Source organism: Paraburkholderia aspalathi (assembly GCF_905220735.1).
GTDB lineage: Bacteria > Pseudomonadota > Gammaproteobacteria > Burkholderiales > Burkholderiaceae > Paraburkholderia > Paraburkholderia aspalathi.
Genome location: NZ_CAJNBA010000003.1, coordinates 730,549 through 743,442 on the forward strand (window position 1 = coordinate 730,549; position 12,894 = coordinate 743,442).

8 protein-coding genes are annotated in these 12,894 nt (G+C 62.7%); 3 read left to right on the forward strand and 5 right to left on the reverse strand.

All coding sequences use genetic code 11. From position 1 onward, the window contains the following. Positions 1-380 precede the first annotated feature (380 nt). Together KHO30_RS22220 and KHO30_RS22225 are read left to right on the forward strand one after the other, a co-directional pair. Positions 381-2,732, forward strand: a complete 2,352-nt coding sequence (locus KHO30_RS22220) for a UvrD-helicase domain-containing protein (protein WP_211702320.1) — start codon at positions 381-383, stop codon at positions 2,730-2,732. Next, on the forward strand, positions 2,729-3,535 hold the full coding sequence (locus tag KHO30_RS22225; RefSeq protein ID WP_200618942.1) for a 5'-methylthioadenosine/adenosylhomocysteine nucleosidase: 807 nt from the start codon (positions 2,729-2,731) through the stop codon (positions 3,533-3,535). The genes KHO30_RS22220 and KHO30_RS22225 overlap by 4 nt, the downstream gene beginning before the upstream one ends. Before the next feature lie 106 nt (positions 3,536-3,641). Here the strand turns inward: KHO30_RS22225 and KHO30_RS22230 are convergent, their stop codons facing one another. Both KHO30_RS22230 and KHO30_RS22235 read right to left on the reverse strand, forming a co-directional pair. Continuing rightward, entirely contained in the window at positions 3,642-5,546 is a 1,905-nt protein-coding gene (locus KHO30_RS22230) for a propionate--CoA ligase (protein WP_200618941.1), read from the reverse strand. A 213-nt stretch (positions 5,547-5,759) separates the two neighbouring features. After that, positions 5,760-7,007 (reverse strand): MFS transporter, encoded by a 1,248-nt coding sequence (locus KHO30_RS22235; protein WP_200652438.1) that lies wholly within the window; start codon positions 7,005-7,007, stop codon positions 5,760-5,762. A 521-nt stretch (positions 7,008-7,528) separates the two neighbouring features. Between KHO30_RS22235 and KHO30_RS22240 the strand changes: the two genes are divergently transcribed. Beyond that, positions 7,529-9,208: a methyl-accepting chemotaxis protein gene (locus tag KHO30_RS22240; RefSeq protein ID WP_200652437.1), complete on the forward strand. Its 1,680-nt coding sequence runs from the start codon at positions 7,529-7,531 to the stop codon at positions 9,206-9,208. A gap of 407 nt (positions 9,209-9,615) precedes the next feature. Here the strand turns inward: KHO30_RS22240 and KHO30_RS22245 are convergent, their stop codons facing one another. Genes KHO30_RS22245 through KHO30_RS22255 form a run of 3 tightly spaced genes read right to left on the reverse strand, consistent with a single transcriptional unit; the run spans position 9,616 to position 12,887 of the window. After that, positions 9,616-10,476: an efflux RND transporter periplasmic adaptor subunit gene (locus KHO30_RS22245; protein ID WP_211702321.1), complete on the reverse strand. Its 861-nt coding sequence runs from the start codon at positions 10,474-10,476 to the stop codon at positions 9,616-9,618. Positions 10,477-10,489: 13 nt separating this feature from the next. Further along, a complete protein-coding gene (locus KHO30_RS22250; RefSeq protein ID WP_054042269.1) occupies positions 10,490-10,690 on the reverse strand; it encodes a DUF1656 domain-containing protein in 201 nt (66 codons plus the stop codon). Continuing rightward, positions 10,680-12,887 (reverse strand): FUSC family protein, encoded by a 2,208-nt coding sequence (locus tag KHO30_RS22255; RefSeq protein WP_211702323.1) that lies wholly within the window; start codon positions 12,885-12,887, stop codon positions 10,680-10,682. Before KHO30_RS22255 ends, KHO30_RS22250 begins: the two co-directional genes overlap by 11 nt. Between the last annotated feature and the right edge of the window lie 7 nt (positions 12,888-12,894).

Consider the following 12,894-nt stretch of genomic DNA (forward strand, 5'->3'; position numbering starts at 1 on the left):
GACGCAAACGTTAAAACGTGGCGATCGGTTTTATGAATGGCTCTTCGGCGCGCGTAGCGCCGCCGGAAGTATGACGCCCTTGTCACAAGCCTATGCACGGGCACGAACACAGATTCCAGATGCACCACTACCCGTAGCAGACCACGGTGCCCACTTAGCAGGGGCTTCTAGCCGCTTTCTTTGCTTATCTTTCTTTGCGGCGGCAAAGAAAGTAAGTGCCGCCCCGCACAGGGGCAACGCTAATAGACCACTAACAATGCAAGGAAAGGCCAAAGCGCTAAGAACACGGAAAAAAGCGCCGCGAAGGCAAAAAACCCCCAAAAAAACCCAACCCCCGGAGGGGCATATAATGTCGAACGCCCTCGCCGTCCTCCCAAAAAATGCCCGATCTGCTAGCCAATCTAAACCCCGAACAACACGCCGCCGTCACGCTCCCCAACGAGCCCGCACTCATCCTTGCCGGCGCGGGCAGCGGCAAAACCCGCGTCCTCATCACCCGCATCGCGTGGCTCATCCAGCACGGTCTGGCGTCGCCCGCCACCATCCTGGCGGTGACCTTCACCAATAAGGCCGCCCGCGAAATGATGTCGCGTCTTTCGGCGCTTCTGCCGATCGACACCCGTGGCATGTGGATCGGCACCTTCCACGGCCTCTGCAACCGCATGCTCCGCGCGCATCATCGCGATGCGGGCCTGCCGGCCACCTTCCAGATTCTCGATACCGCGGACCAGCTCTCCGCGATCAAGCGTCTGATGAAGGGCCTCAACATCGACGATGAAAAGTACCCGGCGAAAAATCTCCAGTACTTCATCAACAATTCCAAAGAACAAGGCCTGCGCCCGAAAGACGTCGACGCCACCGACAACTTCAACCGCAAATTCGTCGAACTCTACGAAGCCTACGATCAGCAATGCCAGCGCGAAGGTGTCGTCGATTTTCCGGAGCTGCTGTTGCGCTGCTTTGAACTGCTCGCGCACAATCCGCCGCTGCGCGCCCACTATCAGGCGCGCTTCAGGCACATCCTCGTCGACGAGTTCCAGGACACCAACAAGCTGCAATACGCGTGGCTGAAAATGCTGGCCGGGCAGACCAACTCGATCTTCGCCGTCGGCGACGACGACCAGTCGATCTACGCCTTCCGCGGCGCGAACGTCGGCAACATGCGCGACTTCGAACACGAGTTCAACGTCCGGCACATGATCAAGCTGGAGCAGAACTACCGCTCGCACGGCCATATTCTCGATGCGGCCAATCAGCTGATCGCCAATAACTCGCGGCGTCTGGGCAAGAATCTGCGCACTGACGCGGGTCACGGCGAACCGGTGCGCGTCTATGAGTCCGCAACTGATACGCAGGAAGCCGGCTGGATCGTCGAGGAAATCAAGGCGCTGATCAGCACGGGCACCTCGCGCAGCGAAATCGCCATCCTGTATCGCAGCAACGCGCAGTCGCGCACGATCGAACACACGCTGGTCAATGCGGGCATCGCGTACCGCGTGTACGGCGGTCTGCGCTTTTTCGAGCGTCAGGAAGTCAAGCACGCGCTCGCCTATCTGCGCCTGATCGACAATCCGAACGACGACACCGCGTTCGCCCGCGTCGTCAATTTCCCCACCCGTGGCATCGGCGCGCGCTCGATCGAACAGCTTGCCGACGCGGCGCGTCTATACAACTGCTCGATGGCTGCGGCGATTCCGTATGTCGCGGGTAAGGCGGGGTCGAGCCTCGCGAGTTTCGCAAACCTGATCGGCAAGATGCGCGCCGAAACGCAACAAATGAGTCTGCCGGAAACCGTCGAATACGTGGTCCGCACGAGCGGTCTCACGGAGTTCTATCAGAACGAACGTGAAGGCCAGGACCGGCTGGAGAACTTGCAGGAACTGGTCAACGCGGCCGCTGCTTTCGTCAGCGAAGAAGGCTACGGCATGGATACGCCCGCGCGCTCGATTCCGCTGCGTCCAGGCGCGACCACGGCGCCTGAGCTGGCCGTCGCCACGGATGATCCGAATACCGTCGTGCTGGACGCGCCCGGCATCGCCGATCCGGCGCAAAACCCGGACACGATGACGCCGCTCGCCGGTTTCCTGTCGCACGCATCGCTGGAAGCAGGCGACAACCAGGCGCAAGCCGGTCAGGAAGCCGTGCAGTTGATGACGGTGCACGCGGCCAAGGGTCTCGAGTTCACGGCGGTGTTCATCACCGGGCTCGAAGAAGGGCTGTTCCCGCATGAAAACAGTGCGATGGAATCGGACGGCCTGGAAGAAGAGCGTCGTCTGATGTACGTGGCGATCACGCGGGCCAAGGAGCGTTTGTATCTGTCGTTCGCGCAGAGCCGGATGCTGCACGGCCAGACGCGCTACAACATCCGCTCGCGCTTCTTCGACGAACTGCCGCAGGAAACGCTCAAGTGGCTCACGCCGAAGGTCGAGGCAGGCGCGCGCTGGGGCGGGCGTTCGGATAACGCCGGTTACGGTCGCGACTGGTTCGCGCGGTCGGGTTACACGGGCGCGGTGTCGTCGACGCCGGCGCCGTTGCCGGCCTTTGCGAACGAACAGCGCGCAGCTGAAACGGGTTTCCGCGTCGGCCAGCAGGTGTTCCACACCAAGTTCGGGGAAGGCACGATCACCGCACTGGAAGGCGGTGGCACGGATGCCAAGGCCCAGGTCAAATTCAAGCGGCACGGCGAGAAGTGGCTGGCGCTTGCGGTCGCTAAATTGCAGGCGGTCGAATGAGCGCGGGCGGCATCGATCCAAACCGCGGCGGTGCGCCGGTTTCGCATCGTCCGCTAGGCATTCTGGCGGCCTTGCCGCAGGAACTCGGCGATCTGATCGAAGCGATGCGCGCCGAATCCGGCGTGCGCACCATCACTCACGGTCAGCGTGACTATCACCTCGGCACCGTGCATGGCGCGCCTTGCGTCGTGACGCTGGCGCGCGTCGGCAAGGTCGCGGCGGCAGCCACGGTCAGCGCCCTGATCCATGCGTTCGATGTCGAAGCGGTCGTGTTCACCGGCGTGGCGGGAGGCGTGGGGACTGAGGTGCGGGTCGGCGACATCGTCGTCGCCAACGTGCTGATGCAGCACGATCTCGACGCGTCGCCCCTGTTTCCACGCTTCGAAGTGCCGTTGCTCGGCGTGTCGCGCTTTGCAGCCGATGCGGTGCTTGCCGATCAACTGGCCGCTGCGTGTGAGCGTTTTGTTGCTGAAGAGGGCGCTGCGTCGGCTGCGCGCTTCGGCACGCGCGAGCCGCGCGTACATCGCGGGTTGATTATCAGCGGCGATCAGTTCGTCGCGAGTGCAACGGGCGTCAAAGCCTTGCGCGATGCGCTGCCGGATGCGCTTGCGGTGGAGATGGAAGGCGCGGCGATCGCACAGGTCTGTTACGAGTACGGTGTGCCGTGCGCGGTAGTGCGGACCATCTCCGACACCGCCGACGATCACGCACCGCAATCGTTCGTGTCGTTTCTCACGGCGATTGCCGGGACGTATTCGAATGCGATTCTGAAGCGGTTTCTGGAGGCGCGTCGGGTGGCGTGACATGTTCGCCGTTGGTACGCGCAGGGCGCTGATCAGCCGGCAGTCACACGAATGAGCGGCGCATGACTGCGTCGCCCTTTCACCGCACGATCAGCCTCGCCGCTCGCTAGTGCTTCGTTGAATCCCCCAGCGCCTCCCGCACCTGCTGCAAAGCCGCCGGATCCTCGATCGTCGGCAGATCACCGGGTTCGCGTCCCTCGGCCAGCGCCGCAATCGCGCGGCGTAGCAGCTTGCCCGAGCGTGTCTTCGGCAGCATCGACACCACCACCACGCGCGCCGGCCGCGCGATCGCGCCGAGTTGGCGGTCCACCGTCGCGGTGAGTTCGGCTTCCAGCTTCGCTCGTGCCTTCTCGCTCGCGTAGGCTTGCGCGTCGCGCAGCACCACGAAGGCCATCGCCGTCTGACCCTTCAGCGCATCCGTCACGCCGACCACCGCCACTTCCGCGACCGCCGCGTGGCTCGACAACGCTTCCTCGATCTCGCGCGTGCCGAGCCGATGGCCGGCCACGTTGATCACGTCGTCGGTGCGGCCGAGAATCGTCACGTATCCGTCTTCATCCTGAATGCCCCAGTCGAAGGTTGAATAAGCCTGCTGGTTCGGAATGCTCGACCAGTACGTGCTGACAAAGCGCTTGTCGTCGCCCCATACCGTCGACATGCAGCCCGGCGGCAGCGGATAGCCCAGCGTGAGCACGCCTTTTTCGCCGGGCGGGCAGGGCTCGCCCGTCAGTTCGTTACGCAAGGTCAGATTGAAGCCGGCCGACGGCACGCCTGGCGAACCGAGCTTGGTGGGCAGGGCTTCGACGCCGCGCGGAATCGCCAGCATCGGCCAGCCGGTCTCGGTCTGCCAGTAGTTGTCGATCACGGGCTTGCCGAGCGCGTCGGCGATCCATGCGGCGGTCGGTTCGTCGAGCGGCTCGCCGGCGAGGAACAGCGCGCGCAGGCTCGATAGATCGGATTTTTTCAGCAGCGCCGGGTCCTGCTTTTTCAGCACGCGTAACGCAGTCGGCGCAGTGAACATCAGATTGATCTTGTGCTGTTCGACGAGGCGCCACCAGATGCCGCCATCCGGACGAATCGGCGTGCCTTCGTACATCACCGTGGTAAGGCCCGCGATCAGCGGCGCATAGACGATGTAGCTATGGCCGACCACCCAGCCCACGTCCGACGCGGTGAACATCGTGTCGCCGGGCTTGCCCTGAAAGATGTGTTCCATCGATGCCGCCAGCGCCACCGCATAGCCGCCGACGTCGCGTTGCACGCCCTTCGGCTTGCCGGTGGTGCCCGACGTGTACAGCACATACGAGGGTTCGTTCGATTCGAGCCATTCGCACGGCACGTGGGCGTCGAAAAATTTCTCGCGCAGCGGCTCGTAGGCGACGAGGTAGCTCGCGTTGAGGCGCTCGGGCGCGAGTTGCCGGTCGATCAACAGCACGTGCGGCGTCTTGTGGGTCGCGCGCGCCAGTGCTTCGTCCACCAGTGGCGTGTAGTCGATCACTTTGCCGCCGCGCGCGCCTGCGTCGGCGGTGACGATCAGGACAGGTTTCGCATCGTCGATGCGGGCCGCCAGATTAGGCGCCGCGAAGCCGCCGAACACCACCGAGTGAATCGCGCCGAGCCGCGCGCACGCGAGCATCGCGAACAGCGCTTCCGGGATCATCGGCAGATAAAGCAGCACGACGTCGCCGCGCTTCACACCCAGCGAGCGCATCACCGCGGCCATACGGTTGATTTCCGCGTACAGCTCGGCGTAGGTGTAGCGCCGCTCGATGCCGGTTTCCGTCGACACGTACACCAGTGCGTTCTGCTGCGGGCGCTCGGCCATATGCCGGTCCACCGCGTTATGGCACAGGTTCGTGCGACCGCCGACGAACCAGCGCGCGAAAGGCGGATTCGAGCGGTCGAGCACGGTATCGAACGGCGTTTGCCAATGAATCCGCTGCGCCTCGTCACGCCAGAATTCCTCGGGCTGCTCGATCGAACGGCGGTGGAAGTCGCGGTAGGTGGTCATCGGCGGCGATCCTTCTGCTGCGTGAGTGAACGGATGGCGAGTCGTACGGCTCGGGGCGGCTGCCGGGCGCGGCGAGAGGGCAGCAGTGCGTACATCCGCACAAGCATAGAGCAGGCGTCACCTTGCGGACAACGCGGGTTCACCATGAGGGGGCGGCCCAACGGAAAAAGGCGCCGTAGCGCCTTTTTCTTCATGCAGCCAGAAGAGATCCCATTACGCTTTTGCGCGCTTGCCTTCGACATCCGGCAGAAACACCGTCAACAGGCCGATCAGCGGCAGGAACGAGCAGACCTTATACACATAGGTGATGCTGGTGGCGTCGGCCAACTGCCCGAGCACGGCAGCGCCGATCCCGCCCATGCCGAACGCGAGACCGAAGAAGAGGCCCGCGATCATCCCCACCTTGCCGGGGACCAGTTCCTGCGCATAGACGAGGATCGCCGAGAACGCGGAAGCCAGCACGATACCGATGATCACCGTCAGCACGCCGGTCCAGAACAGGTTGGCGTACGGCAGCAGCAGCGTGAACGGCGCGACGCCGAGGATCGACACCCAGATCACATACTTGCGGCCGATCCTGTCGCCGATCGGACCACCGATCACCGTGCCCGCCGCAACCGCCGCGAGGAACACGAACAGGTGAACCTGAGCGGCCTGCACCGGCAGATGGAACTTGTCGATCAGATAGAACGTGAAGTAGCTGTTGATACTGGCGAGGTAGAAGTACTTCGAGAACACCAGCAGCATCAGTACGCCCATTGCGAACATGACCTGGTTGCGCGACAGGGTTGCGTGGCCGGTCTGGCTGCGCGCCTTCTTCACGGCCGGATGCTGCTTGTACCAGCGGCCGATCTGCGTGAGCACGACGATCGCGACCAGCGCCGCCACCGAGAACCACGCGATGCTGCGCTGGCCGTGCGGAATCACGATCAACGCGGCGAGCAGCGGCCCGAGCGACGAACCCGCATTGCCGCCCACCTGGAACAGCGACTGCGCCAGACCGTGACGGCCGCCCGAGGCCATGCGCGCCACCCGCGACGACTCCGGATGGAACACCGACGAGCCGCAGCCGACCAGCGCCGCCGCGACCAGCAACACGCCGAAACTCGGCGCGACCGACATCAGCAGCAGGCCGGCGAGCGTAAAGCCCATGCCGACGGGCAGCGAATACGGCTTCGGATGCTTGTCGGTATAGCTGCCGACCAGCGGCTGCAGCAGCGACGCGGTGATCTGGTAAGTCAGCGTAATCAACCCGATTTGCCCGAACGACAGCGAAAAGTTGTCTTTCAGCATCGGGTAGATCGCCAGGATCAACGACTGGATCATGTCGTTGAGCAGGTGCGAAAAGCTGATCGCACCCAGCACGGAATAGACCGTGCGCTGGACCTTGGCAGCCGGCTGCGCGCCAGCGGGGGAGGCTGAAGCGCCGGCGAGGGTGCTTTTATCGAGGCTCGTTTCCATACGCTAGATGAGAGAGGAGAAAGGGTGTGCGGTCATGATTTCAGGCTGCCGGCGCGTCGCGATCTCAGGCGTTCGCATGCCTGTGCGTGACCTGCCGGGTTGCCGCGGCATTTCGACGCGGCGCCGGGCCTTGTCAGCTATTTGTCGAAGTTTAATGTGGCTCGCACGAATTGTAAGGACAAGTTTTGTCGAGAATCGGACACGTATTACGCTTCCCATGCGTCATGGATGTGCCGAAACCCAAACGCGGTGCACTGTGGTGGTGCTTGTGTCAAGTGTGTTGCGCAGGGCGACGTGTGGGCGGCACGTCGTCTGATAAATGCGATTCGTGGATTTTTGGCCATGTATAAAACGGTCGCGGGCGCGAAGCTTACAAGGCGACGCGTCGAGGACCGGGCGCGACAATCGGCATGAGACGAGCGGCGTTAAAGATCGCAGACGTTTGTGCCGTAGACCCGGAGAGATAAGTATTAATGCCGGAACCGACCTTTCCGGCAGTTCGAAACGTGGGGACGAGGAATATGAAAGCAGTTTCGCTGGGTGGCCAGACGGGCGCGGGGTTCGTACCGGAAGGAGAAGCGGCGGGCAAGCCGTCGCCATCGCGTGGCCAGGGCAACCGCTCGCGGGCCGTGCGGCTCAAGGGCTTGTCGGTGAAGGCGACGTTGCGGCTGGCGTTTGCCGTGCTGCTGATCGGCACCCTCGCGATCGGCGTGTTTTCGCTGACCCAGATCAGCCGCCTGAATGCTTCCGCACAATCGATCTACGACCAGGGCCACGTCGCGAGCCGCGCCGCCGAAGAGGCGCGTGGCCACATGCTGCGCGCAAGCCGCGCGCAAAAGATGCTGCTGACCGCGACCACAGCCAAGGAACGCGACGAGCTCGGCGCCGACATCGACAAGGGCTTGAGTGGCCTCGCCAGAGAACTCGGCACGCTGCAACAGTACGTCGACACGTCCGACGCCAAGGCCGTCGACCAGCAGAAAAAATTCGCCGCAGCCGTCGCGGTATGGAGTGGCCACTTGCGCGACTTCGTGACCCTCGTAAAAGCCCAACCGCTCGATCTTTCGCAGATGAACTGGCAGGTCGGCACCCAGGACGTCTCCTTGCTGGTCGAGACCGGCAAGCTCGAAAAACTGGTCGACGAACTCGTAGCCCAGCGCGGCACAGCCGCCAAGGCGACTATCGAAGCATCGGGATTTATCTTCCACTCATCGTTCGTGATGCTCGCGGCTATGACGGTCGCGCTGATCGTACTGGCGTTCGGCATTAGCGAGTGGGTAATCCGACGCCTCGCCGGCCAACTCGGCGGCGAGCCGGCATACGCAAAGGAAATCGCGAGCCGGATTGCCGCGGGCGACCTATCGAACCAGATCGCATTGGGCCGCAAGGACAAGTCGAGCATGCTCTACGCGCTACACGACATGCAAAGCGGCCTCGCGACGACGGTGTCCGACATCGCATCCAGCGCGGACGCGATCGCAACCGCATCGGGCGAAATCTCGATGGGCAACCTCGACCTGTCACAGCGCACCGAACAACAGGCAATGGCGCTCGAGCGAACCGCGAGCAGCATGGAGCAGTTGACGTCGACGGTGCGTCAGAACGCCGACAACGCCAAGCAGGCGAGCACCCTAGCCAACAACGCCTCGGAAATTGCGGAGAAGGGTGGCGACGTAGTAAGCCGCGTGGTGGCAACGATGAACGAGATCAACGATAGCGCGCGGAGCATTGGCGACATCATCGGCGTGATCGAGGGGATTGCATTCCAGACCAACATTCTGGCGTTGAACGCCGCGGTGGAAGCCGCACGAGCGGGCGAAGAAGGCCGCGGATTTTCGGTAGTCGCCGCCGAAGTGCGCAACTTGGCTCAACGCAGCGCGGCTGCCGCCAAGGAGATCAAGGGTTTGATCAGCACATCGGTGGAGCGAGTGAGCAACGGCTCGACGCTGGCGCAGGATGCCGGACAAACGATGGACGAAGTGGTAAAGGCGGTGAAACGCGTAACCGACATCATGGGCGAGATTTCGGCGGCATCATCGGAACAGAGCGCGGGAATTGAAGAGATCAATCTTGCGGTAACACAGATGGATTCCGGCACACAACAGAACGCCGCACTAGTGGAACAGGCCACCGCAGCCGCAAGATCACTGGACGATCAGGCCCGCGGCCTGAAGCAGATGGTCGGAAAGTTCAGGCTATAGAGCAGCGCAGCACCGCAACAGAAGAAACGATATTGAGGTACCGCCTCGGCGCGCGCCGCGCCGCCGAGGCGAAGCCGATGGTTCCCGCTGCGCAAAAGCGAAGCCGGTGGTTTCCCATGCAGGCCCGTCCGCGACGCACGCAGTGCGGAGTGGGAGCTGATGAATCCTTTGTCACAAGCGCATGAACATGCGAGGGCCCGGATTCCAGTCGCACCACTACCCGTAGCAGACCACGGTGCCCACTTAGCAGGGGCTTCTAGCCGCTTTCTTTGCTTATCTTTCTTTGCGGCGGCAAAGAAAGTAAGTGCCGCCCCGCACAGGGGCAACACTAATAGACCACTAACAAACCAAGGAAAGGCCAAAGCCCTAAGAACACAGACAACAAGCGCCGCGAAGGCAAAAAAACCTTAGCTTGGCTTAACAACAACAGTACAAGTAATCCCCGCAGCAAGCACAACCCCATTAGGCACAGAATCAATCCTCACCCGCACAGGCACCCGCTGTGCCAATCGAACCCAATTAAAAGTCGGATTAACATCAGCGAGCAGCTCACGGCTTTCCGGATTATCCCGATCATAGATCCCACGAGAGATGCTCTCGACATGCCCCTGCAGGGTCCCCCCACTCATCAACCGAACTTCAGCCTTATCCCCAACACGCACATGAGGCAACTTAGTCTCTTCGAAGTAGCCATAAACCCAAAAAGAATGACTATCAACAATAGCCAACTTAGCTGACCCAGCAGTAGCATAATCCCCACGAAACACATTCAGGTTAGTGACATAACCGTCCACCGGCGCAACAACCCGAGTGCGTTCAAGATTCAACTTAGCCGCATCAAGCGCAGCCAAAGCCTGCTGATAAGAAGCCTCAGCAGCCGAAGCAGTATGAGTCGCATTCTCGCGACTCTCTTTGGAGACAACCAAAGCATCCATATCAGCCCGCCGCTGCGCATCATCCCGCCTCATCTGCAGCTCAGCCTTGCGCGCAGCAACAGCAGCCTGCGCCTGCTCAACAGCAATCTGATAATGCGAAGGATCGACCTGCATCAACAGATCCCCCTTCTTAACCAGTTGATTGTCTTTAACAGGCAAATCCACAACAGCGCCAGAAACATCAGGCGCCACATTCACAATTTCAGCGCGCACGCGCCCATCACGTGTCCACGGCTCATCCATGTAATGAACCCACAACACGCGCCCAATCAAAATCGCGACAATAAAAATAACGGCTGTCGCGACGAAGCCCACAACATTTCGGATGGTCATGTTTCGACTCTGATCAACGATAAACGGCGAGACCCAGCACGCCGCACACACACACGAGCAAGCTGGCCCGGAACAAGGACGGATGCCACACCACGCGATACAGGCCCGTATAGGCGATCACGCGGTCCAGCACCCAGGTAAGCGCGGCGCCCGCGACAAACAGCAGCACAATGGCCGGCACGTAGGCGTCGAAAACGGCGATATCACGTGGCATGACGAACTCCTTCTGACGCGTCGGCACGTCCGCTCATCAGCGGTTCAAGCGGCGATTGCGGATCGAGCAGCGCGGTACGAATGAAATGCAGTTGACTCAGAATGCGTTGCAGCCGATGCCGATCCTCACGCGGCGGCGTGAAGGTGGCGAGCATCAGTTGAACGGCGGCAATCGCATCGGTGGTGGCGGCGAGCGCGCGGTCGAAGCGGTCCGCACGCGGTCGCTCGAACAGCGCGGTCACCGCATCGCGCATCGCACGCAATGTGACGCGCCACGGCATCGACTTCGCGTAGCGCGCGTCGCGAGGCAGCGCCGCCACTTCGCCGCGCAGGTCGATCATCGCGTTGCCCACTTCGAGCACCGCGAAGAGCCAGCGCAAGGTATCGCGTTTGACCTCGGGTTCGTTCTGCGCGAGCGCGTTGATCTGGGACATCAGATCGCGTGCGCCGCTCTCGAAGCGTGAACGCACCCGGCGCATGCCCACGCGGCTCGCCAGCGCCACCTGACGGCGCAAGTCGATCAGCAGGCGGTTGCGCAGCCAGGGCGTCGAGGGCGGCAGCAGCACGGCAAAGGCCACCGCACACACCAGCATCGACAGCACCAGCGCAATCGCATCGTTAATGGTGCCGCTCGGGTCGTAGTGAATCAGGTTGTCCGGGCCGGCGAGGAAACAGAAGAAGATGCAGTAACCGACGCCGTAGCCGGCCAGCGCGGGCCGCGTCGTCATGAATACGCCAAGCAGCAGGAACGGCGTGAGCGCGGCGCACAACAGTGGAAAACCGTCGATGTGCGGATACACGCCGTACACCGCGATCATCCCCATCACTGAGGCGACCAGCGTGCCGGCGGCCATCTGGAACGCGGTGCGCTTCGGATCCGGCGACGCTGATGCCAGCGCGCAGACCGCCGCGGCGTCCAGCGTCAAGGTCGAGCCGCTCGGCCACGCGGTCGCGATCCAGAACGCGCCGAGCACGATCATGACGATGGCCGCGCGCAAACCGGCGACGCCCGCGGCAATTCCATTCGTCTTGGGTTCGTAACGCTCGATCCAGCGCTCGCGTTCATGTATGTCGACGGCAAGCGATGCATAGGTGGCCGCGTACGCGTGCAGATCGTCGATGAAGCGATACAGCAGTTCGGCGCCGGTGTCGAAGTCGAGCAGCGGTGCGTCCGGCTGCGTTTCCAGTGCGGCGCGTGTCTCGCGCACCCGCTTGGGCAGCTCTGCTTTGTACGCGTCGAGCTGCGCGGCGGCGTGGGCGGCATCCGTGGCGCTCAATACCGGTTCGCCGGATTTCGCGAGCAACGGGGCGATTTCCTTGAAGTACGGTTCGAGCGCTTCGACCGCGACCATCGCGCCGCTAGTCTGCGAGTCGCGCAGCCGGTTCATCAACTGATGCAGTGCGTGAAAGCGCGTCGAGGCGGTCATGAACTCGCTGTTCAGACGCGCGAGACGCCCGCCGCGCATCCGTGAATCGGGACCTTCGAACACGGCGACACTGCGCGCGGCTTCGAAACCGACGATGTCGGCGACAAATCTCGCATTGGTCGCTTCGATCTGCGCGCGATCGTTGCGGCCGGCCAACGAGGCCGACACATACTCGACGAACGCCGAGAAACGCGCACGCACGGTGCTGCGCATCTGCAAGCCGGCGAACTGCGGAAACACGAGGCCGCTGACGGCACCCGCGCAGATGATGCCGACCACCACTTCGGCCACCCGCGTGAGCGCGCTGAGAAACGCGCCATCCGGATGCTGTGAAGCGGGAATGCCGATCAGTGCGGCGGTGTAGCCGGCCAGCACGAAACCGTACGACTTGAAGTTGCGATTGCGCGCGGCACCCGCGGTGCAGATGCCGACCCAGATCGCGGTGGTGACGATGAACAGTTCCGGCTGCTGCGCGAACAGGCCGATCAACGCGAGCATCACGACGAGGCCGACCAGCGTGCCGCAGATCCGGTAAAAGCTCTTGGCGAACACCATCCCGCTTTGCGGCTGCATCACGATGAACACGGTGGTCATCGCGGTGCGCGGCTGCGGCAGGTCGAGTTTCATCGCGATGCCGAGCGCGAGGAAGCAGGCGGCGAGCGCTTTGAACAGATAGACCCACGTGAGACCGTCGGTGCGGGCCCAGTCGGCGGCGGCTGAGTAGAGCGCGGCGAACGACGACGCGCGCGAGGGAGAAGGGGGCGCTGACATGGTCGGC